The 24546-nt window shown below is 38.8% G+C and carries 20 protein-coding genes and 1 pseudogene; 14 read left to right on the forward strand and 7 right to left on the reverse strand.

The features are described 5' to 3' along the window. Nucleotides 1–55: 55 nt before the first annotated feature. The 3 genes from hemH (at nucleotide 56) to MMG00_RS01255 (ending at nucleotide 1643) form a co-directional block, all read left to right on the forward strand. The gene (gene hemH, locus MMG00_RS01245; RefSeq protein ID WP_242150248.1) at nucleotides 56–1003 is read left to right on the forward strand and encodes a ferrochelatase; all 948 of its coding nucleotides are present in this window, start codon (nucleotides 56–58) and stop codon (nucleotides 1001–1003) included. A gap of 108 nt (nucleotides 1004–1111) precedes the next feature. Continuing rightward, nucleotides 1112–1285, forward strand: coding sequence for a hypothetical protein (locus tag MMG00_RS01250; RefSeq protein WP_242150251.1), 174 nt, complete (start codon nucleotides 1112–1114; stop codon nucleotides 1283–1285). A gap of 79 nt (nucleotides 1286–1364) precedes the next feature. Beyond that, on the forward strand, nucleotides 1365–1643 hold the full coding sequence (locus MMG00_RS01255; RefSeq protein ID WP_242150254.1) for a hypothetical protein: 279 nt from the start codon (nucleotides 1365–1367) through the stop codon (nucleotides 1641–1643). 267 nt (nucleotides 1644–1910) lie between these two features. Here the strand turns inward: MMG00_RS01255 and accC are convergent, their stop codons facing one another. The 3 genes from accC to aroQ are packed head-to-tail and all read right to left on the reverse strand — an operon-like array spanning nucleotide 1911 to nucleotide 4274. Beyond that, nucleotides 1911–3266 (reverse strand): acetyl-CoA carboxylase biotin carboxylase subunit, encoded by a 1356-nt coding sequence (gene accC / locus MMG00_RS01260; RefSeq protein WP_242150256.1) that lies wholly within the window; start codon nucleotides 3264–3266, stop codon nucleotides 1911–1913. A 13-nt stretch (nucleotides 3267–3279) separates the two neighbouring features. Next, nucleotides 3280–3756, reverse strand: coding sequence for an acetyl-CoA carboxylase biotin carboxyl carrier protein (gene accB, locus MMG00_RS01265; protein ID WP_242150259.1), 477 nt, complete (start codon nucleotides 3754–3756; stop codon nucleotides 3280–3282). A 59-nt stretch (nucleotides 3757–3815) separates the two neighbouring features. Next, on the reverse strand, nucleotides 3816–4274 hold the full coding sequence (aroQ, locus tag MMG00_RS01270) for a type II 3-dehydroquinate dehydratase (RefSeq protein ID WP_242153221.1): 459 nt from the start codon (nucleotides 4272–4274) through the stop codon (nucleotides 3816–3818). Nucleotides 4275–4485: 211 nt separating this feature from the next. On the opposite strand from aroQ, the gene MMG00_RS01275 reads away from it, so the two are divergent. Both MMG00_RS01275 and MMG00_RS01280 read left to right on the forward strand, forming a co-directional pair. Continuing rightward, a complete protein-coding gene (locus MMG00_RS01275; protein ID WP_242150263.1) occupies nucleotides 4486–5388 on the forward strand; it encodes a lytic transglycosylase domain-containing protein in 903 nt (300 codons plus the stop codon). A gap of 360 nt (nucleotides 5389–5748) precedes the next feature. Then, the gene (locus MMG00_RS01280; protein ID WP_270049330.1) at nucleotides 5749–6861 is read left to right on the forward strand and encodes a mechanosensitive ion channel family protein; all 1113 of its coding nucleotides are present in this window, start codon (nucleotides 5749–5751) and stop codon (nucleotides 6859–6861) included. A gap of 172 nt (nucleotides 6862–7033) precedes the next feature. Here the strand turns inward: MMG00_RS01280 and hutC are convergent, their stop codons facing one another. Then, nucleotides 7034–7741: a histidine utilization transcriptional repressor HutC gene (gene hutC / locus MMG00_RS01285; protein WP_242150266.1), complete on the reverse strand. Its 708-nt coding sequence runs from the start codon at nucleotides 7739–7741 to the stop codon at nucleotides 7034–7036. Between the two features lie 400 nt (nucleotides 7742–8141). Between hutC and hutU the strand changes: the two genes are divergently transcribed. From hutU to MMG00_RS01305, 4 genes are all read left to right on the forward strand, one after another. Then, nucleotides 8142–9809: a urocanate hydratase gene (gene hutU / locus MMG00_RS01290; protein ID WP_242150269.1), complete on the forward strand. Its 1668-nt coding sequence runs from the start codon at nucleotides 8142–8144 to the stop codon at nucleotides 9807–9809. Between the two features lie 166 nt (nucleotides 9810–9975). Next, nucleotides 9976–11211: an imidazolonepropionase gene (gene hutI / locus MMG00_RS01295; protein ID WP_242150272.1), complete on the forward strand. Its 1236-nt coding sequence runs from the start codon at nucleotides 9976–9978 to the stop codon at nucleotides 11209–11211. A gap of 267 nt (nucleotides 11212–11478) precedes the next feature. Continuing rightward, a complete protein-coding gene (gene hutH / locus MMG00_RS01300) occupies nucleotides 11479–13017 on the forward strand; it encodes a histidine ammonia-lyase (protein ID WP_242150275.1) in 1539 nt (512 codons plus the stop codon). A gap of 145 nt (nucleotides 13018–13162) precedes the next feature. Next, complete coding sequence (locus tag MMG00_RS01305; RefSeq protein WP_242150277.1) at nucleotides 13163–14482, forward strand: Na+/H+ antiporter family protein; 1320 nt, start codon at nucleotides 13163–13165, stop codon at nucleotides 14480–14482. 100 nt (nucleotides 14483–14582) lie between these two features. Here MMG00_RS01305 and MMG00_RS14265 read toward each other — a convergent pair whose 3' ends face one another. The 3 genes and pseudogenes from MMG00_RS14265 to MMG00_RS01320 form a co-directional block, all read right to left on the reverse strand. Further along, nucleotides 14583–15623 (reverse strand): HNH endonuclease, encoded by a 1041-nt coding sequence (locus MMG00_RS14265; protein ID WP_349775521.1) that lies wholly within the window; start codon nucleotides 15621–15623, stop codon nucleotides 14583–14585. 3 nt (nucleotides 15624–15626) lie between these two features. Next, a pseudogene (locus tag MMG00_RS14270) lies at nucleotides 15627–16208 on the reverse strand (class I SAM-dependent methyltransferase); the annotation flags it as partial. A gap of 332 nt (nucleotides 16209–16540) precedes the next feature. Continuing rightward, entirely contained in the window at nucleotides 16541–17098 is a 558-nt protein-coding gene (locus MMG00_RS01320) for a hypothetical protein (protein WP_242150281.1), read from the reverse strand. Between the two features lie 348 nt (nucleotides 17099–17446). Between MMG00_RS01320 and MMG00_RS01325 the strand changes: the two genes are divergently transcribed. The 5 genes from MMG00_RS01325 (at nucleotide 17447) to MMG00_RS01345 (ending at nucleotide 24545) form a co-directional block, all read left to right on the forward strand. Continuing rightward, nucleotides 17447–18952 carry an MBOAT family O-acyltransferase gene (locus MMG00_RS01325; protein ID WP_242150284.1) on the forward strand — a complete coding sequence of 502 codons (1506 nt, stop codon included), beginning with the start codon at nucleotides 17447–17449 and terminating at the stop codon, nucleotides 18950–18952. Nucleotides 18953–18962: 10 nt separating this feature from the next. Beyond that, nucleotides 18963–20189, forward strand: a complete 1227-nt coding sequence (locus MMG00_RS01330; RefSeq protein ID WP_242150286.1) for an SGNH/GDSL hydrolase family protein — start codon at nucleotides 18963–18965, stop codon at nucleotides 20187–20189. A gap of 178 nt (nucleotides 20190–20367) precedes the next feature. Next, the gene (locus tag MMG00_RS01335; protein WP_242150290.1) at nucleotides 20368–21564 is read left to right on the forward strand and encodes an SGNH/GDSL hydrolase family protein; all 1197 of its coding nucleotides are present in this window, start codon (nucleotides 20368–20370) and stop codon (nucleotides 21562–21564) included. 351 nt (nucleotides 21565–21915) lie between these two features. Next, nucleotides 21916–22689, forward strand: coding sequence for a PadR family transcriptional regulator (locus MMG00_RS01340; protein ID WP_242150293.1), 774 nt, complete (start codon nucleotides 21916–21918; stop codon nucleotides 22687–22689). Between the two features lie 149 nt (nucleotides 22690–22838). Next, the gene (locus MMG00_RS01345) at nucleotides 22839–24545 is read left to right on the forward strand and encodes a DKNYY domain-containing protein (RefSeq protein ID WP_242150295.1); all 1707 of its coding nucleotides are present in this window, start codon (nucleotides 22839–22841) and stop codon (nucleotides 24543–24545) included. Nucleotide 24546 lies beyond the last annotated feature (1 nt).

The raw sequence follows: 24546 nt of genomic DNA on the forward strand, positions 1-24546 counted from the left end.
CATATTCGAATAGGGTATGCCCCTTTTTATTAATGAACAAAAAAGAGATTTAATAATGAAGAAGATCGGAATTGTCTTAACAAACCTTGGTACGCCAGATGCGCCTACTAAAGCTGCATTAAAAGTCTATTTAGAAGAATTTTTAAAAGATCCTCGCGTCATTGAGTTACCTAAATGGAAATGGTATCCGATTCTTTATGGAATTATTCTCAATACTCGTCCTGCACAATCGGCTGAAAAGTATCAGATTGTTTGGGATAATGGCTCGCCACTTTTAACGATTACTGAAAAACAAGCAGAAAAACTGCGTCAGCTTTTGCCAGAAAACTATGAAGTAACCATTGCGATGCGCTACGGCAATCCTTCGATGGTAAAGGCGGTTAATGAGCTAATTGCTAAGAAGGTGGATGAGATTGTTGTATTCCCTCTTTATCCGCAATATTCAGCCGCTACGACGGCTTCTGTCATGGATGATGTCGGTGATGTGCTGAAAAAACTTCGTTATTTCCCAGCACTTCGTGTTTTAGGGGCATATTATCAAAATCCTCTATACCTTGATGCCTGTATTGCCCAAATAAAGGAAAATACGGTAGGAAAAACCATTGATAAATATGTCTTCTCTTTTCATGGGATGCCAAAACAGACTTATGTCGATGGCGACCCGTATTATGATCAATGTATGGAGACAACCAAGCTCATTGCCGAGAGAATGGGCGAGCCGTTAGAACGCTTTGAAACTGTATTTCAATCTCGGTTTGGAAAAGCGGAGTGGCTTCAACCTTATGCCGCGGAATTTTTTGAAACAGCGCCTTCCAAGGGGATTAAAAATATCGCTGTTTTCTGCCCAGGATTTAGTGCTGACTGCTTAGAAACACTAGAAGAGATGGCAATGGAAAATCACGATATTTTCATGGGAGCAGGTGGTAGTTCTTATACATTTGTACCATGTGTTAATAGTCATGATTTGCATATTGAGATGATGAAGGATGAGATCTTGAATTAATTTTAGAAGCCTCTTTGTCAATAATATCGAATGCCGCTCAATCTTTGCTTGAGCGGTATTTTTTTATGAGATACTGTCTCTATTAATCAATTGCTTAGAGATCTTTTAATGAGAGTTATATTTTTGCCATTAATACTGCTATGGGTACTATTCTCGCTTTTATCCACTTTAAGTAGCGCTCAAACGATCCGTTTTCAAATCGAAGAGCTAAGTAAGCCTGATCGTTATGGCTATGTTGATTATTACCAAGATCATGTGATTCGTTTTCAAGAGGGGGACTGATAAAAATTATCATCAATGTTTAGCTCTAAACGATTATAAATACCAGTTAGGAAGAGCGAGCATAAGAGTTTGTCTTTTGATGGCTAGAGATGAATTTAAAAATCCTTTAGATCTATTTTCAGATGATGCTTATTATTTTTTATTTACGCATCTATCGATTAAAGAAGATGCTATTTTAATGTTGGAAACAGCGCTATTTGATCCCTCTTTTTTAATGATGGGAATTAGGGGACGCGCCACTGGTATTTTCGAAGATCCTTTTTTAGCATTGCCGTCGATGAGATTAATGAGTATCGAAGAAGAAGATTACCTTCCTTTTTTTTGGACTAATATCGCTAATGAGATCGAGGGATCTTAAATGAGGCTATTTCTATTATAGTGAAATCGGTTTAAAAGTGACTGAATCAGATTGCCAGCGCATCGATTATGAGAAGCGAAGGACTGGTTCTATTCGGCAGCGTACAAGCTAATTTGATACACACTCTATGTGCCCTTAATACTATTTAAAATAGTGTTTCTTAAACTGAATCTACCATAATTATTGATTGAATAGCGACATTAAAAAAAGCCACAGAAGTTAAATTCTGTGGCTTTATAGTATTTAAAGAATAGAAAGTATTTGCAGTTAAGCGGTTACTTTGCTCTCTTTAAGCATTTTTTCAAGATGGTGGATATCCATACCGCCTTTTAAGAATGTTGGATCATTTAATATTTTTAAATGTAGCTCAGCATTCGTGTTGATTCCTTCGATAACAAGCTCATGAAGCGCATTTTTAAGACGACCAATCGCCATTTCGCGCGTTGGCGCATAAGCGATGATTTTTGCGATCATTGAGTCATAGAAAGGAGGAACTGCGTATCCTGCATAGATATGGGTATCGATACGAATTCCAGGACCACCAGGTGGATGATAGGTGGTAATCATCCCAGGAGAAGGAATAAACGTTTCATGATGCTCTGCGTTGATACGGCATTCAATTGCATGGCCTTCAAACTTGATATCTTCTTGTTTGATAGTCAGCGGCATACCACTTGCAATTTTAAGCTGTTCACGAACAAGGTCAACACCTGTAATCATCTCAGTAATGGGATGCTCAACTTGAATACGGGTATTCATTTCGATAAAGAAGAATTCACCATTTTCATAGAGGAACTCAAAAGTACCGGCGCCGCGATAGTTGATACGTTTACACGCTTCAACACAAGCTTGACCAATACGAGCACGCTCTTCAGGGGTAATCCCTGGTGCTGGAGCTTCTTCTAATACTTTTTGGTGACGACGCTGTAATGAACAGTCACGCTCCCCTAAGTGAATCGCATTACCTTGACCATCTGCTAAAATTTGAATTTCAACGTGACGAGGTTTCTGTAGGTAGCGCTCCATATAAACTTCAGGATTCCCGAAAGCTGCAAGAGCTTCTGCTTTTGTAAGCTCGATTGAACGAAGTAGATCTTTTTCAGATTCCACAACGCGCATTCCACGCCCACCGCCGCCGCCTGAAGCTTTAACGATAATTGGGTAGCCCACTTCCTGTGCAAGGCGGATATTCTCTTCTTTATTATCAGATAGCGCATCCCCAGAGCCCGGAACACAAGGAACGCCTGCTTCAATCATTGCTTTTTTAGCAGAAACTTTATCACCCATAATGCGGATCGTTTCCGCTTTAGGACCAATGAATACAAAGCCTGAATTTTCAGCGCGTTCTGCAAAGTCTGCGTTTTCAGCTAAGAAACCGTAGCCAGGATGGATACCATCGGCATTGGTTAATTCAGCTGCTGCAATAATGCTTGGAATATTGAGGTAACTTAAACCAGGTGCAGGTGGTCCTATACAGACAGATTCATCTGCAAGGCGCACATGTTTTAAATCTTTATCACCCGTTGAGTGAACGGCAACTGTCTGAATTCCAAGCTCTTTACAAGCTCTGAGAATACGCAGTGCGATCTCTCCACGGTTTGCTATTAATACTTTTTTTAACATCTCGAATTGCTCCTTATGCAAGGATCATTAGAGGTTGATCGAACTCAACAGGTTCACCGTTTTCAACTAAGAATTTAACTACTTTACCTGAGACTTCAGCTTCGATCTGATTGAACATCTTCATCGCTTCAATGATACATACCACATCACCAACGTTAACTTGTGCATCGATTTCTGTGAATGCGTCAGATGTAGGAGATGCCGCACGGTAGAATGTACCTACCATTGGTGAGCGAACAACTTTACCTGAAAGTTCTGCAGGAGCCGCTTCTGGCGCTGCTGTTGTTGCAACTGATGGCATTTGTACGTTTGTTTGTGGTGCTGCCGCGATTTGTGGTTGCTGCATCATTGGCATTTGGCCCGCAAATACTTGTGTTTCTTTAGGGAAGCGGCTAATACGAAGAGATTCTTCTCCGTCTGTGATCTCGATCTCATCAATTGATGATTTATCAATGAGTTCTACGAGTTTTTCGATTTCTTTAATATCCATTAAGATTAGCTCCTATTGTAAAATGATAAGGAGATTCCCCAAGGAATCTCCTTATTGATCTATTTGTTAGAGATTATATTCGTAATATTTAGTAGTGCAAGTTCATAACCATAAAGTCCACATCCAACAATCACGCCATTTGCAATATCTGAAAAGTAAGATGTGTGTCTAAATGATTCTCTCTGATATACATTTGAAATATGTATCTCTACGAAAGGAATGTCAACCCCTAAAAAAGCATCACGAATGGCAATGCTTGTATGTGTAAAAGCACCCGGATTAATAATAAAGCCTTCAATTCCTTGTGCTTTTGCTTGGTGAATAGTTTCAACAATCTCATACTCACGATTGCTTTGCATGGTATGTAATACTATTCCAAGTCCTTTTGCTTTCTCAATAAGGTTCGTCTCAAGCATCTTGAGTGTTGTGTGACCATAAATTTCAGGTTCACGCATCCCTAAGAGGTTTAAGTTAACGCCATTGATTAAAAGGATCTTTTTACAGTTGTCTTGATTCATCATAGAGAATATTTTACCGTATAATTTTTAAGAGTGCCTAAATATTCACTTATAGCATTAAGAACCCCCATATTGCATCTTTTCTCCGTATTAATTGATCTATATAAGTAAGATTTCCCTTAAGTTTATGATGCAGATAAATAAAATAAAGGAGTATTTTTATACAATCTCGGTTATAATTCCGACTTGTTTGGCAATGTGAATAAATAGGATGATTAAAAAACAAACGTATAACTTCAGGATTAAATTAGGAATTTCTGTCTGTGTATTAATCTCATCTCTCCTCTCATGGAGTGTGGCAAAGAATGTTGAGACAACGGCTCCTAAAGAGTTGTTACTCTCTACAAAGCTTGCTGAAGGCATGGGAATGGGTGATAAGGATCATGATCGTGTGAAAGCGATGATTCATAATTACGAAACAAAAAACTCAGGAGTCTTTACTCACTTAAATGGGGATGGGCTTGTGGTATTTAATTACGTGGTGGAAGAATTAGAACGCCGTAATATGCCCCTTGAGATTGCTTTCGTGCCGCTTGTTGAAAGTGGATATAAACCTAATGCTCGTAATGGGGCACATGTTGGTTTATGGCAATTAGGCAAGCCAACAGCAGAAACCTTTGGAGTACATATCTCAGCAAAATCAGATGGTCGTTTAAATCTGGTAAGAGCAACAGAAGCAGCGCTTGATTATCTTGAGTATCTTAATAAGCGTTTCGATGGAGATTGGCTATTAACTTTAGCGGCTTATAATGCCGGTGAAGGGCGTGTACTTCGTAGTATGAAGAAAAACCGTCAGGCAGGGAAGTCTGATGACTTTTGGAGCATTGAGTTACCACAAATTACTCGTGCGTACATTCCTCGTGTCTTAGCGCTTTCTGAGCTTGCGCTTGAGAAAGATCAGTTAGCAGTACCTGTTGTTGAGATTCCAGAAATTGTGGCCGTAAAATCACAAGATAAAGGAAAGCTTCTAGGGGCAATAAAACAGCAAGGCGTTCAAGAGCGTACGATTAAGTACTTTAACCCTGCTGATGTTTATGCGAGAGATGGTGCCTCTATTGTGATTATGACAAAAGATGCGATCACTTTAGGCGACTCTTCAGCTTATGTTTTATAGGGAAGTGGTTAACGCCTCATTTCTGATAGCTTAAAGTCTTGTTTGCTAGGTCAAAAATTATAAAAATGATATAAGTTAAAAGAAAATAGAGATTGAGAAAATAGGTGGGCTTACATTAAGCGCACCTATTTTTTTGCTAAAAATAAACCTGTAAAGAGGATGCTCACTACTGTTTCGTAAAAAAATGTTACTATTTTGACGAAAATAGAAGAATAGATTCCTTTTAAAAGGGGGAGATACTTTATACTAGCTTGGTATTTCTAGAATCTAAGATTTTCTAGATAGGGACCAATATAGAATATCGCTGATATTAAAGATCTATAAGTCAGCACAGCGAATGAGCATTAAGGAGCTTAGAAGATGAAAGACCCTATGATAATTAAGTACAGCATTGGGCTTGGGATATTTTTGGTAATCTTATTGGTGTATTTAATATTAAGTTTAATTGCCAAAAAACATCGCTGGGGCCGAAAGGGAATCCTTGTTCATTTCATATTAGGTGCTGTGCTTTGTGGCGCTGTCATGGTATTTACTCAATATTTGGAGATGGCGATTGTAGATTTTCATTTAAAACAGCTCTCATCCACAACAGTCAGTTATATTCAGATGATTTTAGTCGGGCTAATTGTGCTTAATACCCTCTACTTTTTCGTTAATCGTTTAGAAGAGATTCAGATTAGTAAAGGGGCTGATAAGACTTCAGCTAAAATTATTACCAGAGTGCTAAAGATTGCGATCTTTATAGCAATTGTGCTCTTGTTTGGGGAGCATTTTGGTATGAGCCTCTCTGGGTTGATGACTTTTGGGGGAATTGGCGGAATTGCGATTGGCTTTGCGAGTAAAGATGTTTTAAGTAATTTCTTCTCTGGCGTGATGCTCTATTTTGACCGTCCTTTTAATATCGGTGATTGGATTAACTCTCCCGATCGAAAGATTGAAGGCACGGTTGTTGAGGTGGGTTGGCGCATTACTAAAATTATGACATTTGAAAATCGCCCGCTCTATATTCCTAACTCTCTTTTCTCATCAATTAGTGTTGAAAACCCAGGAAGAATGACAAATCGCCGAATAGAGACCCAAATTGGGCTTCGTTATGAAGATGCTGATAAGATTGCCGCAGTCGTGACAGATATACGGGCAATGTTACAGAGTAATCCAAAAATTGATACAACCCAGACATTGCTTGTTTATTTTGATGCTTTTGCGGAGTCTTCATTAAATATTATGATTTACTGTTTTACTAAAACCGTAAAATGGGCCGAATGGTTAGAAGCACAACAAGAGGTCTATCTACAAATCATTGAAATTGTTCATCGTCATGGTGCTGATTTTGCTGATACAACACAGATGCTCTATCTCGATAATAGTGAAAATCCATTTAAAATTGCCTTAAGCCAAGGGGAAGCAGTTGATAACGAGGCTGTTATTTCCAAAGGGACTAGTGTGGCTACCCCATCAGGGCAAAGCTCATAAATTGGTTAGAACTATTTTTAGCTTCTCATCATCGATGCGCTAGCAGCCTGACTTAGTACTTTTAAACCGATTTTTCTATAAACCAAAGGCTTTTCTTAATTCTTACTTCACAATAAAAACCTTTTAGTCATGACTAAAGGGTTTTTTATGGGAGAATTATTCATAAAGAGGCTTAGTTACTATAGTTTCGGCCAAAGAAATATTTATAACGAATGCCGGGTGCTATAAAACTAGAAACACTAATAATATTGTGTTTATCCCATGTTCGTCTTGTGATGTAAAGACAGGGCTCTCCCTCTGATATCTCTAATAATTCAGCATTATATTTAGTACAAGCAACTGCCTCAATAGCTTGTTCCATACGGCTCAAGCCATGTTTTTCTAATAAATACCCAGTGGGTGTTAATTGTGTAAAGTCTTGCTGAATAAATTCAGGAACGAACATCGGATTGATATAACGGTTTTCAAGTACCAGTGATAGGCCATTTTCATAATGAATTAGTTGGCAGTAATAGACTTTAGCGCCGGTATGAATACCTAAACCTAAAGCGGTGGTTTCATCAGCTGCGACAGTTTTTTGTTCTAAAACTTTAACGCTATAGAGATTGCCGCGAGCGATGACCTCTTTTTTAATATCTCCGATATTTGCAGGAGAAGTTGCCGATTTTTGCCCCGTGACAAAAGTTCCTTTTCCGGGGGTGCGCGTAAGGACATTTTGCGTGGTGAGGTCATTAACAGCACGATTAACAGTCATTCGACTGACACCAAATTTTTTGGCTAATTCAAGCTCTGTAGGAATTTGCGCACCAGGTGGAAATTCTCCTGAGGCAATACTATTGAGAAGATAGTTCTTAATACTTTTAAATTTAGGGATAGCCATAAAAATGATCTTTTTAATTGATTTAGAGATAAATCGCTATAGGTGTATGAGATTGTATAACAACCTAGAAATAATTGCCTAACTTATTCTATCATGCTACTACAGTAGTTCATAGTGTTGAGAAAGAATATAATCGTACTATTTTAATCTTATTTTTTGATTTTGTTTATCGTGGTATTACAGTGGAACTGTATTTATCAATGCTTTTAAGAGATCGTTGCGCTCTTTTTTAAAAAGCCCTTGCTATAGATTTAAAGCTGTGGTTAATTAAATACATTCATGTATAAATGTATATACATTTGATAATCATTAATCTAAGCATCTAAATATTTTGAGGTTGATTAAAAATTAGCAAATTCAACTTAAACAAGGTGTTATTAAAATAAGAGGAGAGTGAACTATGTCACATCGAACGGATAATAGTCGTGTCATTCGCGCACCAAGAGGGACTGAGTTAACTTGTAAAAGCTGGCAAACAGAAGCGGTCTATCGCATGATTCAAAATAACTTAGATCCCGATGTTGCAGAGCACCCCAAGAGTTTAGTGGTTTATGGGGGGATTGGCCGTGCGGCAAGAGATTGGGAGTGCTATGACAAAATTTTGGAAGTACTACAAAATTTAGAAGATCATGAAACACTATTGGTGCAATCTGGAAAGCCTGTGGGAGTTTTTGAAACGCATAAAGATGCCCCACGCGTTTTAATTGCTAATTCAAATCTTGTACCCCACTGGGCAACTTGGGAGAAATTTCACGAGTTAGATCAAAAAGGGCTCATGATGTATGGGCAGATGACAGCAGGTTCTTGGATCTATATTGGCTCTCAAGGCATTGTTCAGGGGACTTATGAAACATTTGTTTCGGCAGCAAAAGAGCATTTTGAGGGAGATCCTAGTGGTCGCTGGGTACTGACAGGTGGTTTAGGGGGAATGGGTGGCGCGCAGCCACTTGCTGCAACAATGGCTGGCTTTAATATGATTGCCGTAGAGTGTGATGAAACGCGGATCGATTTTCGTTTAAAAACACGCTATGTCGATAAGAAGGCTAAAAGCCTTGATGAGGCATTGCAGCTATTAGAGGAAGCTAAAATAGCCGGAAAGCCAACATCTATTGGGCTTTTAGGCAATGCTGCTGATATTTTTGCAGAATTAGTCGAGCGAGGAATTACTCCTGATGTGGTGACGGACCAAACAAGTGCTCATGATCCTATTAATGGATATCTCCCTTCAGGTTGGACGATGGAAGAGTGGTTAGAGAAACGCACCGCCAATCCGGTTGAAGTAGATAAAGCTGCTAAAAAAAGTATGGCAAAACATGTGCAGGCGATGTTAGATCTGCAAAAGAGAGGCGCTGCAACCTTTGATTATGGGAATAACATCCGTCAGATGGCATTTGATGAGGGTATTAAGAATGCTTTTGATTTCCCAGGATTTGTGCCAGCCTATATTAGGCCACTCTTTTGTGAGGGGATAGGGCCTTTTCGTTGGGTAGCGCTCTCTGGCGATCCTGAAGATATCTATAAAACCGATCAAAAAGTCAAAGAGCTAATCCCAGATAATCCTCACCTTCATCATTGGCTAGATATGGCGCGTGATCGTATAGAGTTTCAGGGGTTACCGGCAAGAATTTGTTGGGTGGGACTAAAAGATCGTCAGCGTTTAGGATTAGCTTTTAATGAGATGGTACGTAATGGTGAATTGAAAGCACCAATTGTTATTGGCCGAGACCATCTTGATTCAGGATCCGTAGCAAGTCCTAATAGAGAAACTGAGGCGATGAAAGATGGCTCAGATGCCGTATCAGACTGGCCATTATTAAATGCGTTATTAAATACCGCAGGCGGCGCTACTTGGGTCTCTTTACATCATGGTGGTGGTGTTGGCATGGGGTTCTCACAACATTCAGGCGTTGTAATTTTATGCGATGGTTCAAAGGATGCTGATAAGCGTATTGCGAGAGTGTTACGCAATGATCCAGGAACAGGAGTCATGCGCCATGCGGATGCTGGATATGATATTGCCATCGATTGCGCTAAAGCGCAGGGATTACATCTCCCGATGGTGAAATAGTCAATTGCTCAAATAGTTAATGATTTTCCTCATCATCAGAGATTTTGATGGGGAAAGAATCTCTATCAATAAGTATGGTTTTTAGTATTTCAACGTTGTTGAGCTTATATTTTATGCGCTTATTTATTTTGATGTTTGGAATATATAAAACTATTAGGAGGAGAAAATGAGTCAAAATATTAAAGGGATGAGAGGATTAAGCATTTGGCAAGGTGCTAAAATTGCGACAATGGATTCCTCTTTAGAGCAAGATTATGGTCTGTTGGATCAGCATGATCTAATCACCTTAGATGATAAAATTATCGGCGTTTTTAAAGCCGGCAGTTATGATATTCCAAAAGATGCACTCTGTTTTGATTTAACAGGATTATTAATTACCCCAGGATTAATAGATTGTCATACACATCTTGTCTTTGGCGGGAATCGAGCTAAAGAGTGGGAAATGCGCCAAAATGGTGTCCCTTATGCCGAAATTGCAGCGCAAGGAGGCGGTATTAACTCAACGGTAAAGCAGACTCGAGAGGAGTCTTTTAATGCGCTTTATGATCGTGCTTATCCGCGGATGCTTGCACTTGCTGAAGATGGCGTGACAACACTTGAATCGAAAACAGGTTATGGTTTAAATCTAGAGAGCGAGCGAAAACAACTCCAAGTCTCTAAAGCACTTGGCGTGAACTATCCTATAGAGATTGTTCCAACATTATTATCTGCCCACGCTATTCCGCCAGAATTTAAAGGGGATGGAGATGCGTATATTGAGCTAGTTTGTAAAGAGATATTACCAACTCTCTGGCAAGAAGAGGGATTTGAAGCGGTGGATGTTTTTTGTGAATCTGTTGGGTTTACACTAGAACAAACACAAAAGGTGTTTGAAGCCGCAAAAGCACTAAAAATCCCTGTAAAAGGGCACATGGAGCAGATGTCTAATTTAGGTGGTAGTGAGCTGATCGCTCAATATCAGGGATTATCAGTTGATCATATTGAGTTTTTGGATGAAGCGGCTATTAAAGCGCTATCTAAATCCGGGACTGTAGCAACGCTGCTTCCTTTAGCTTTCTATTTTTTACGTGAAACTCAAAAACCGCCTATTGAGCTCTTGAGAAAATATGGGGTACCAATGGCTGTTTCCACCGATTATAACCCTGGAACAAGTCCTTTTACCTCTTTACGTATGGCGATGAATGCTGCTGGTGTTTTGTTTGGCTTAACGCCGCAAGAGGTACTGGCAGGCGTGACTATTCATGCGGCTAAGGCGCTTAATAGAGCGCAAACGCATGGACAGATTCGCTCAGGGTTTAAGGCAAATTTTATTGCTTGGAATGTGGAAGATCCTGTCGAAATATTTTATGAGGTTGGATATAACCCGTTGGTTTATCGAATATTTGAAGGCAGGATTCATTAGGCAAGGTAGAAGTGCTTTTGGGAAATATTAGGAAAATCAGTAGATGATGTTTCATTTCCTTATCTCTTTTGGGGGCTATTTAAATAACCAAAATCTATTAGATATTTCAATCCATAGAGTTCTATAAACCCTATTAAAATCCGATTTAAATAAATAAATATATATCGCAATATAAATACCAAAATAAACTAATGGTATCAGCTCCTTTTACCCGATATTTAGCGGAGCTTGATATAAATTAGTGATAAAGTTAGAGGAATAAAATTTATGTCCACAATTAAAATTGATGGGAACCATCTCACACTGGAAGATATTATTAATGTTGCAAGGCATTATCATTCTATTGAGTTAACATCTTCGGCGAGAAAGGAAGTAGAGCTATCACGGCAGTATGTTGATGAGTTAGTCGCCTCAGGTGAGGTTGTTTATGGTATTACAACTGGGTTTGGCAACTTTAGTAATGTCCATATCTCAAAAGATGAGGCAAGAGCGCTACAAAAGAACCTTATTATTAGCCATTCTTGTGGGATTGGTGAATGTTTTAGCACAGAGATTGTTAGGGCGATTATGCTATTGCGTATTAATAATCTGGCAAAAGGCTTTTCTGGTATTCGATTAAGTACTTTAAATACTTTAATTGAGATGCTCAATAAAAAGGTCCATCCTCGTATTTATGAGAAAGGCTCCCTTGGAGCTAGCGGCGATCTTGTGCCATTAGCGCATATGGTATTGCCTATGATTGGTGAGGGGGAAGCGGAATATCAAGGAGAGATGCTCTCTGGTATTGACGCAATGAAGCGCGCAGGAATATCTCCTATTGAATTAACGTCAAAAGAAGGCCTTGCGCTTATTAATGGCACGCAAGTGATGACCGCTGTGGGGGCATTAACGGTATATGATGCCATCGCCTTATTAAAAGCTAACGATATTGCAACGGGACTGACGATGGAAGCCCTAAATGGTATTACAGATCCTTTTATTCCAGAGCTACATGCTCTTCGCCCTCATCCAGGGCAGGGAATTGTTGCGGCTAATCTATTAACGCTTTTAAAGGGGAGTGAAAGAACAACGCATCAAGGGGAGCTTCGAGTTCAAGATGCTTACTCTTTACGCTGCGCGCCGCAAATACAAGGAGCTAGCTATGATGCATTAGCTTTTGTTAAAAGCCGAGTAGAAATTGAGATTAACTCGGTTACTGATAATCCGATTATTTTACGGGATAAGAAAATGGGGATTTCAGGAGGGCATTTTCATGGGCAACCGATGGCGCTTGCTTTTGATTTTTTAGGCATTGCTTTAGCTGAAATTGCCAATGTCAGTGAAAGACGGATTGAGCGATTAGTAAATCCTGCTTTAAATAATGAATTGCCGGCATTTTTAACAGAGCATGGAGGCTTGCATTCAGGTTATATGATTGTGCAATATGCTGCGGCCTCTTTAGTATCTGAAAATAAAGTCTTAGCGCATCCTGCTAGTGTTGATTCTATTCCATCGTCGGCAAATCAAGAAGACCATGTGAGTATGGGAACAATTGCTGCTCGTAAAGCATTAGATATTTTTAAAAATGCCAAATCGGTGGTGGGTATGGAGTTAATGCTGGCCTGTCAGGCGATTGATCTTAACAAACAGGATTCTGACAAAGCTTTAGGCAGAGGTACAAAGGCGGCTTATGATATTATTCGTTCTCTTATTTCGCCACTTTCTGAAGATCGTGTCACTTATATCGATATGCATAAGGCGATAGAGCTGATTGATGATCACTTTATCGAAAAGGTTGAATTCGCATTAGGCGAAAAGCTCCTTTAACCATCCGTTTTATAAATTGATAGATGTGGAAAGATCGGAAGGGAGCCATAAAATCTCCACACTTAATTAGGCTAATAAATCATTGTGAAATGGTCTGTCACTAAAATAAAAATAATTAAATTAAAATTGAAGGAGGGGAGAGGATATGGACATTTTATTTAATCCAGTTCTTGTTTCTGTTGTTTTGATGTGTGTGCTGTGTCTTAGTAACGTGAATATTCTTTTAGCGATTATGATTTCAGCTATCGCAGGTGGGATGATTGGTGGTTTTGAGATAAGTAAAACGATGAGTCTTCTTATCGATGGCATGGGCGAGCAAGCTAATACTGCTTTAAGTTATGTCTTATTAGGGGCGCTTGCCGTAGGGATTGCACAAACAGGTTTAACAACCATTTTATCTTTGAAGTTAGAAAAAATTGTGGGAAAACATGCCAAAATATTTCTACTAATTTTAGCGGGTATTGCCTGTTTCTCCCAGAACTTAATACCTGTTCACATTGCATTTATTCCCATTTTAATTCCGCCATTATTAAAGATGATGAATGATCTTAAAATTGATCGAAGGGCTGCGGCTTGCTGTTTAACTTTTGGTTTAAAAGCACCTTATGTCGCATTACCGGTGGGATTTGGTTTAATCTTCCACGGCATTATTGCCGATAATATGACGTTAAATGGGATGGCTGTTGAAAGCTCTGAGGTCTGGAAATATGTCTGGGTTCCGGCTTTGAGTATGGTGGTGGGATTATTGATTGCGGTGTTTATTAGTTATCGAAGAAAACGCAGTTATAGAGATCTACCCATTGTTACAGGGAAAGAGGGAGAGTTGGCAGTAACAGATAGATTTACGCTTCAGCATCTTGGGGCAATCTTAGGAGCTGTTAGTGCTTTTGCGGTGCAATTGATGACAGGATCTTTACCATTAGGTGCACTAATTGGCCTAGGTATTATGGTTTTATTTAAAGCGATCCCTTTTAAAACTCAAGATAGTACACTGCTAGAAGGTATTAGAATCATGGGCTTTATTGCTTTTGTGATGTTAGTTGCTTCAGGTTATGCCCATGTACTTCGTGAAACAGGAGGCGTTGATGCTATTGTGCAAGCTTCTAATAGTTTAGTGGGCGGTAGCCAGTTCTGGGGCGCCGTGATGATGCTATTAATTGGATTATTAGTCACAATGGGGATAGGAACTTCTTTTGGCACAATTCCCATTATTGCCACCATTTACGTGCCATTTAGTATTGCCTTAGGCTTTTCTGTCGGCGCTACAACTATGCTAATTGTCGTGGCAGCGGCGTTAGGAGATGCAGGTTCCCCTGCATCAGATTCAACATTAGGGCCAACGGCTGGATTAAATGCAGATGGACAGCATAACCATATTTGGGATACCTGCGTACCAACCTTCCTGCACTATAATATTCCTCTGATTATCTCTGGGGTATTAGCGGCAATGTTCTTGTTAAATTGATCATCAAAGTTGATAGATAACTCTATAATCTTTACAGCGCCCGATACTATTATCGGGCGTTATTGATGATCAATATTTTAATAGACTAGATGAAAGATGATTAAGGCTGCCAAAATCCATGATCTTCGTGCAGCTTGAATGTTTGCAAATAGTAATTTTTAGCAATAGATTCAGATCGTTGACGATCTACTAAAAAGTTATATTTCTCCATTTCTTCGGTAATTTCTGTCTGAAATTGAGCATTTCTTCTTAACCATTTTTCATAGAAATGATTTGCTGCAAGCTTATTACTTTTACGAGTATTACATGTTTTATCGGCTAAAACGAAGTTGTGTGCAGTATCATATTGATAGAGTGACCAAGGAATAAAATGATCGATTTCTCCGGCATTGATCGAAACTTTTTGACCACAGTAGAAACAACAACCTTTTTGAATTTTATGAAAGAAGGGTTTTATCTGTGAGAGGTTATTTCTATCCATACTAAATAAAAACTCATCAAGATTGGGTAAGTCCTCAAACTTATTTTGATTGCCGGCAAAGAGCTGAATATTATCTACCCAATATTTTTGGCAAACTTCTTCAATAAAGATCGAAAAGCGAGTAAGACAAAAGGCCACGTGAGGGAGGAGTGTTATCGTCTTTTTATCTATCTTATGATAGTGGTATAAAAATTCATTGGGAGTCGTGTCGCTATTTTGCAGATGTTTTAATGGATAAGTATAGATCGTTTTGCTAATGGTGTTAAGAAGCTTGGACCACGCTTTTTTATCCTTTTTAAAATTTGCTAAGGATGGTGCTATTTGTTGTGCTTCTAAGATCCTGTTAATCACAACGGCTTGTTTCCCCGTGTTTTGTTTTAAGATTGGGTAATGCATAGCATCATCTCTATTTAGAGGAGATTTAAGAGGAAAGTAAGGTCGTGCTTGTTGCCAATAAAGCTCAATAAATTTTTCTGCAATATCGGTTAATGAGATTTTTAGTGCGTCACTGCTAGATTGGCTCTTTTCGATTGAGAGCCTTACTAAACTGATTAAAAGGGCAAATTTATAAGTTGAAGTCGCTTTTGCGGTTGCTAATAGTTGTTGGATATCTGTGATAAATTGAATTTGGAAACTTGCCGAAGGCGTTAATGAATTCATCGGTAATTTTTTTACTAAAATATTTAACCAACGCTCTTTTTTATGAGGGCGAATGTCTGTTGTAATCCATTGCTGTAATAGAACTATGTTAGGAAATTGCGTAAGAAGTTGATTGGCCTGTTGTTCATTAAGATCTGTAAATGATCTGCCATTTTCTTCTCTATTTTTTGAACCATATTTAAATGAGAGGTAACAGATGCCATTGTCCTTAAGCGCTTGGATAATTTTTTTTAAAACTTCAGGTAAGCGCTCTCTTTCACAATGAAGAAGCGATGCACAGGCCCATATCCCATGATATTTTTGAGTTTCATCAATATCATAAAAACTTGCTAATTGAATATCTAGATGGGTATTTTGTCGGGCAAGTTGGACAAGCTCTTGGGAGTTATCAATAGCGGTAACGTGATAGCCTTTTTTATGAAAGAAGAGCGCATCTCGACCTGAGCCGCAGCCAATATCTAAAATGTTACCTGTTGCCGGAAGGTATTGAAGAAATTCTAAATAGAGCTTTTCCATATCAATGGAGAAAGTCTCTTTAGAAAAACGCAAGGCGTTTAGATTGTAATATTCAGTTGTATTAGACATAAACTTATCCAGCTACTTACATTGACGGTCTTATAGTAGATGATAGCTAATAATGGGGATTTAGTATTAAAAGTTTAAGATATTGCCTATTTCAAAGGGAGATGAACCGCTGTTCTTTTTATTTTGGGGATTGTTTTTTATCGCCTATATCTTGTTAAATTAATGCCGGATAGTTAGCAGGTTTGAGGTAAGTTTGCGTTGCATCATCAAAGATCCAAATGAACTTTTCTTGAGAATATTCAACATCTTCATATTTACCATTTAAAGTAATTTCTAAAGGGTAGATATTGGCATTATCACTATCTTGAACTTTGATGGTGTAAGTAATCGTCTCAGCCTATGGTTTCATCGCCGTGATAGCCAAAATCATCAGCAAAGGTTGGGATATATTGATGAAATGCCTTGCCATTATTCTCGGCAATAATATGGATTCCTCCAGATTCAATTCCTTGATAGTTAGTACTAGATTCAATAATGTAGCCAAAGTTATTATGGCCCATCTCATGATAGGAAAATTGTGTTGGTGCCTTTCCAAAGGATCCTAAAGGGATATTTAAATAAGCCTCATGAAGGAGTTTTTTAGGATCTTTAGGATCATACTCTCGACTGGAAAAGCCGATATAGCCTGTGGCTGAATGATGCTCTGTAGTGAGATTATCGCCAGCAAAGAGGGAAATCTTTTTCTCAAATTGGGCATTTTTTATAGGAAATATCTGTTGATCAAGACGAAGCATACAAAAGGTCTGTGGATCATTTTGTGAACCTTTAATGGAAACAGGTGTGCAGCTCTGACTTTGGGCGATCATGGTTGGGTCTATGGCATGGGGATCGGCAAAAGTGACAGGAAACGGTAAAATAGAGAGCATTAGCGTTAAAAAAGGTCTGTTCATGACAAAAGGCACTTTAAAAAAGGGTTAATACAGTATTTATGATAATGATTGGTAGTTAGATTGATAACATTTATAATTTTAATATTATGTTTCTAGTTATATTTTAATAATCATTATATTTTGTAATTTATCTTAAAATAACATATAAATAAATAATAATTGAGAGATTGTTGATAGAAGCCCAAAATTTCCTTAAAAAAGAGGGTTGAATCTCCTCTTCAAATACGTAGAATGAACGGCTACTCTTGTTTACTGATAGTGAGCTGTTTTGTAAATATTAAGAGGCTTAAGGACAGGTGACTTTAGATCATCGTCATTATTATAAAAATCACTAGGTAAGGTTGGATTGTGAGTTATCTATCAATAGAGTTTGCAGCAATATTTGTCGCTTTTTTTCTGATTTATTGGATCTTTCGCTCGCGAGTTGCCATTCAAAATCTCATCTTACTGATTAGTAGCTATCTTATTGTTGGGTTATTTAATATTAACTTTGCGTTAATCTTAGGTAGTTATTCGGTGATTCTTTATCTGCTTTCAACTGGAATTGTTTATAGTTTAAGACCAAAGCTATGGCTGATAATTTCTGTAGTTGCAGCGATTGGCAACTTAGCTGTTTTTAAATACTTTAACTTTTTTGCCCCACAATTACAGCACCAATTTGCAGAGTGGGGGATTGAACTCTCTTTGCCGGTGGCTGAGATTATTTTGCCGATCGGTATCTCTTTTTATACTTTTCACTCTATGAGTTATCTCGTCTCTATTTATGAAAGAGCGATCGATAAACGAAATAGTGAGCTAACAAAAGAAAATTGGCGAGGAATGGAGCCTGTTAGCTTCTTTGACTTTGCACTCTTTTTATCCTTTTTCCCGAGTATTATTGCAGGTCCCATTAACCGCGCAAAAAGTTTCTTGCCACAATTACAAAACCCCAAGCCAAGAGAAGTATTAGAGCCGCATCGCGCTTTTATGTTGATAATTTTAGCGGTGATTAAAGTTTATTGGTTAAGTTCCTTCTTCTCCCAAGCATTTGTGAAACCGGTGTTTGATAACCCAACGGAGTATCATACGGTTGAGTTAATTTTAGCGATTTACGCTTATGCGATTGAAATCTATTTAAATTTTTCCGGATATACCGATCTTGTTACCGGAATTGCCCTGTTATTAGGTTTTAAATTACCCATCAACTTTAATGCCCCTTATTTAGCAACAAGTCTTAAAGAGTTCTGGACAAGATGGCATATCAGTCTTTCCACGTGGATTCGGGATTATATCTATTTTCCATTAGGGGGGAATCGTAAAGGATTTTCTAGAACGCAGATTAATGTCATGATCGGTATGGTTTTATCAGGATTGTGGCACGGAGAGACATTAAACTTTCTGATTTGGGGCGCGCTTCATGGTATTGGTGTTGTGCTTTTGAATATTAAAGATCAGTTTAAAGAGCGACGATTATTGCACCGAGGATTATCTAAGGGCAGAGTTAGAGATATAATGCGACGCGAAGTGACGGGCTGGCGCAAATATTTAGGGCGCTTTATCACCTTTAATTATGTTGGGATTGGTTGGCTCTTTTTTAGAAGTGAAACCTTTGATGATTCTATGGCATATATTACTTCGCTCTTTCATAATTACGGCAATATTGCTGAGAATCTTGAGCCATTGGGAATATTAGCGGGATTGATTGTTGTGATCTTTGCTATTTACCCACTTTTAACAAAGTTGCCGGAGATCTTTATTAACCTTACAAAGAAGATTCCGTTTGTATTATTACCCCTTCTGTTTGTCGCAATCTTATGGGGCGTGATCTATTTAGCCCCTTCAGGGATTCCACAATTTATCTACGCAAGCTTCTAAGGAGAGAGAAATGTCGAAATCAAAAGTATTCTATATTCTCATCGTGACGCTTGCCGGCGTATTCTTTATCTATCGAGAGTCTATCAACGTCTATTGGGCACAAACGTACCATCAAGAATCACCATTAGCGGCGATTGAACGCTGGGTTGAACCCCATATTGATGCGCTGGAATTAGATTGGGAGTTTTTAAAAATAGATGAGGCGGATTATAAAACAGACATCGTATCGCAAAGTGGCTTAAAAGGGGTAGATCGTATTGTTGATGAAGCAAGTTATCAGCGTCATTTGCCATTCAGTGATGGGGAAATTACTTCTAAAGAGGTATTAGAGACGATTGATTTGGTGGAAAGTGACGGGGAAGAAACACCTTATTCTCACGTTGATCCGATGATTGCCGGGCCTTTTCTCCCGCAGTTACCTTCTGTAATTGAAGTGATGGCAGGAGATAAGCTCTTTTTTGTTGGCGATTCTTTGATGCAAGGCGTTGCCCCAAGGGTAAGGCAGTCACTTTATCGATCTGAAAATATTGATGGTGTTGATTTAAGTAAGCAAAGCACAGGGCTTGCATATCCTAAGTTTTATAACTGGCCAGAAGTTGTCGCGCAAACTTTAGAGAAAGATCTCGATATTAAAGCGGTTATTGTCTATATGGGGGCTAATGATCCATGGGATTTCCCTGTGCCAGGGCGTAAGCAATATCTACGCTTTAAAAGTGCAGATTGGGAGCGAGCCTATCGTGAGCGAGTACAGAAGATTATCCTAGAGGCTAATCGCTATCAACTGCCAGTGATTTGGCTTGGGGCGCCTTGTATGCGTAAAGAGAAGCTTCATCAAGATATGGTTTACCTCAATACCATTTACGCCTCTGAGATGGCGAAGTTTAATGGAACCTATATTCCTACTAGTGATCTTTTAGGTTGTAGTGATGAAGAATATAGTGCTTATGTAGAAAGTGAAGAGGGAAATCGTAAAGTTCGAACAAATGATGGGATCCATTTTACGCCTACAGGTCAGCGCTTGATCGCAGAGAGAGTGATTGAGGCGTTAACCATTATAAAAGAAGAAGTCGAGGACGAGGTAGCAGAGCCAGAGACATCTGAGAGTGATCCTGTTCCAGCGCAAGACATCAGTAATATTAATGAAGAGAATATCCAAGAAGAAAATCTTAAAGAAGTAGAGGATGATTTAACGCCAGAATCCCCTCTCATGTTGATGTCTACACCTGAAAATAGCTGACTTTAGAGTATTGATGATTAGTTGGTAGCCATAAAGGTTTGTAGAAAGTGTATAAATAGATGGCAATCAAGAGTGATTATTGTAAGATAGCGATCGATAAACTTTTGCGCAGTTTTAAAAGTATTACAGTCTCAAGGATGAGTTAAACATTGTAATGACTCAATAAAAGGGAATAAAAATGAGAGTATTAAGAAATGGCTTATTGATCATCGGCGCATTACTGATTGCAGCTTGCAGTGCTGATGATTTAAGCGATTATCGTCAAGAGATGGGGCCTGGAATTACAGATTTCGGTGAGCGTAATGTTGCCCAATTCAAAGCAAAGATGCGTGATATTGCTCATGGTGGTCAGAAAGTTGTCGCCATTACTCAGTTTGGGGATTCCCATTCAGCAGCGGATTTTTTCACAGGGGGATTACGCGATGCGCTACAAGCAAGATTGGGTAATGCGGGTATTGGTTGGGTGACCCCCATGAATGTTCGTGGTCAAAGAAATGCAGAGATGACTTGGCGTAGTGCCGGTTGGGATTTAGCAAGTAGCCGAACAAAGAGCGATTTAGATTTCCCGATGGGCGGCTATATCGCATCACCAACGAGAGTCGGTGGTTATATTGATGTGACGTTAACTAATCCCGAAAAAAGCCGAGGGCTTTGGGATGTTCGAATGGTGATGAAGGCACGAAGTGCAGAGGCAATCTCGGTCACGAATGATCGCGGGCATCTTAATTTAAGTAATGCGCTAAAAGGAATCGGTAGATGGCAAACAATGAGTTTTAGATCGCCAATGCCCTTTAGAATTACTGCAGATGACCGTCAAGTGGAATTGGGGGGAATGTGGTTACAGCAGAGTAATCAGCCGGGCGCTATTGTCTCTTCAATTGCGACAAATGGTGCGCAGCTCTCTATTTGGAATAGATGGTCTCCAGAATGGTATCGCGAATTATCTGCAACTAATAGTGATCTTGTAATCTTAGAATATGGAACCAATGAAGCCTTTAATGATGTTTTTGATGCAGATAATTATCGCCGTAATCTAGTGGATAGTATTCGTAATATTAGAATGCAGCTACCTAATGCGGCGATTTTACTTATTAGCCCACCCGATGCATTATTAAGAAATGGGGTGGGTTCTTGTGCTGATAGAAGACCGCCTTCTTATGAAGTGGTAAAGCAGACACAATACGCCGTAGCAAGATCTGAGCGAGTCCTCTATTGGGATTGGCAAAAAGCGATGGGCGGGGCTTGTAGTATTGAAAAATGGGAGCAAGAAGAGCTCGCTGCACGTGATAAAGTCCATCTAAGTTCTGCTGGATATAAGTTAAGTGCACGTCTTTTTTACCGTGATTTAATGAGCTTTGTAGGATTGTCCCAATAAAACTCATTCATTAAGATACATTTTATTTTGATAGAAGAAGATCGCTTTTTAGCGATCTTTTTTTATTTCGGTATTTGTAATATGTCGCACTACAAAACCCTTCTAAATTCTTGCTTATCATCTAATTTTAAAGCTTTTTTAATCTTCATTTTCTGTTTTGTTGGAAGTTTTTTTAGCAGTCATTATTGACGATAGAATATTTTAAATGTATCTTACGATATATATCTTAAGATATAAAAAGAGATATACTGATAAAGAATACTCTAAATTTTAAGATTTATCGGCGACAGAGGGCTTTATTCTCTAAGTCATCTATCGTTATCTATATTGTTAATATTAAAGGAGCTTCTTATGAGAAGAGTACCTGAATTAAGGTTTGAAATGGGCTTTGGCTCAGAGCATCATCGTGAGCGTGGGGGGTATTCCCGTGGTCATGGTAGAGGCCATCACCGTCATCGTGGAGATGGAATGGATCATTGTCATTCTAGGAGTGATGATCATTTTGGTCGGGGCGGTCGTGGTGGGCATGGTGATCATGGTCGTCATGGTGGTGGTTATGGACGAGGCAGAGGTAGTCACGGAGAGCATGGACACCATGAAAGAGGTCGGGGTCATGGTAGAGGGCAGGGGCGTTTTGGAGGAAGTCGCCGGATTAGCGCTGATGAACTACAATTATTAGTCCTATCTCTCTTGGTTGAAAAGCCTTTGCATGGCTATCAGATTATTAAAGAGCTAGAAACATTGTCTCAAGGTTTCTATAAACCAAGTCCAGGGATGATCTATCCGATGCTCTCATTTTTAGAAGAGAGTGAATTAGCGGCAGTTGAGATGGATGGTACTAAAAAGAGTTATGTCATTACAGAAAGTGGTAAGGCGAGCTTTGCTGAAAATAGAGAGCGAGCAAAGACGCTATTAGAGTGGCTTAAAGCGCAAGGTGCATTAGTTACTGCGATGGAAAATGCTTATGAACTTGAGCGAAAGTCAGCAGGTCATCCGCTTAAAACGAAGATGAAAGAGATGCGCACACTATTGCATAATCGTCCTGATATTGATGAAGCAACCATGATGCAATTAGGGGACGTTTTAGATGAAGCAATCACTAAAATTAAAAGAGTATTATCGTAAAGATATTGATGTAAGTCTCAAAAATTCATAAGGCTTAAAGGGCGTAAGATAGAAGCATCCTACTTCTCAACCCTTTAAGCTTTTTTTATGGTTGCCGTAAAAGCTATTTACCTTACAATAAGATAACTTTCTATTTAAGGTCTTTCTGTATGCGTTTTCTTACAACATTGATATTTGTTTTTGTTAGCCTCTTTCCTTTTATTTCCTTTACAAAAGAGCTCCCTGAAAAGATCTTTATTGAGAAAAGCCATACTCCAACCTTGACGGAATCAATAGGTAAAGTTGCCGGAAATTCTGCAAAAGCTGCGACTAACTTTATATTAGAAAAGTTGGGGGAAGAGCCGCTTCAAATCAAAGAGAAGCAAGAGATTTATTTCGATCGTATTCCTAATTCACCTTATATCATTGCAGAAAATGGAGAGCTCTATTGGGAGCGAGAAATAGTTAGGACAACAACAACCTGCATTATCTGTCCCCGAATGAATCCTCCGACTAAGACAACCGTCTCATATAGCTATCACTTAGTAGAGGGTGATTTTGATCTAAAAGAATTGGTAGGTTTTGGGAAAAATACAGCCTTTCTAACAGATAAAAAACAGATGATCTATCGAGATAAAGTGATTCCTAACGTTATCATGACAGATGATTTTGATCCTTCAAATTATCGGTTTGAGCATGTTCGAGGGGCTTTCTTTGTGGTTGATAATCTTGTTTTTTTACAAGGGGATTACTTGCCGGTTAATGGGCGAGAGTTTGAGTATATTGATTACTATCTCTATAAGGATCGTACTCATGTTTATGATAAGGGCGCTATTTTAGAAGGTGCCAATCCTTTAACATTTGAACTAGTGAATGATTCCTTCGCGCAAGATGATCAGCATGTTTGGGTGAATAACAGACGATTTGAGTTAACCGATATTGCGCCGGGTTTACAGATGATTCCTTGTCAATTGTCTGATTCAAGTGCCTGTTATTATGCTAAGAATCAATCGGTAGTATTTTACCGTCAAGAGGTGATTAAAGGCGCTGATCCAGAGACCTTTGAAGTCCTGTCTTTAAGTTGCCCAAAAGATAAAGCGATGATGGATATTCCTGAAAAGGATTGTCCCTTTGTACAGGATATGGATGAGATGTTTCCCTGTATTAAGGCGGCACTTGCGATAGAGCGGGAATATACAGATCCTCTTTTTACTATTGAAGAATATCCCTATCTACAATGCCATATGATGGATTCAGGAACGCGTAGAAATACCGATGAAGTTTGGGCTAAAGATAAAAATCATGTTTATCATTATGGCGAAGTAGAAGTATCCTTAAATCCAGAAAAAGTGGCGATGATGTATCTTGCTTCTACTCTATTTATTATCGATGATCAGCAATTAATCAAACATCATAATCGAGAGAGAACACATTATTCAGAGTTTATAGTCGGGCCATTAACAATGGATTCTTCGGCAATGGCGCAGGATATTCTTTTCGCTGATGCGAATGGGTTCTTCCAATTAGATTCTATTTTTGGGATGAAAAATGGGGGGCGAGTGATTCCTTATCAACTGTGTGAGTTTGCAGAAGGTCGTGATAAAGGGGATTTGAAGATATTAGTGTCAAAACCTGAAAGTGTTGCCTATGCTTTTGAGGATAATCTTTTTGAATACTATTTCACTACTTCATTTAAGGATGCTAAAGCGCCTCGTGCTGATGCTGTACCAGTTCGAGATCAAAAGCTAGTAGATGTATTAAAGGTTAAAGACTTTATGATTGAAAAATCGACCGGCATTAAATATACGATGTTTCAAAATTTTACAGATTGTAGACGTTTTGACGAGATCGAAGCTCATCATCTTCGGGGATATTAAA

Source organism: Ignatzschineria rhizosphaerae, assembly GCF_022655595.1.
In the GTDB taxonomy this organism is placed as follows: Bacteria; Pseudomonadota; Gammaproteobacteria; order Cardiobacteriales; family Wohlfahrtiimonadaceae; genus Ignatzschineria; species Ignatzschineria rhizosphaerae.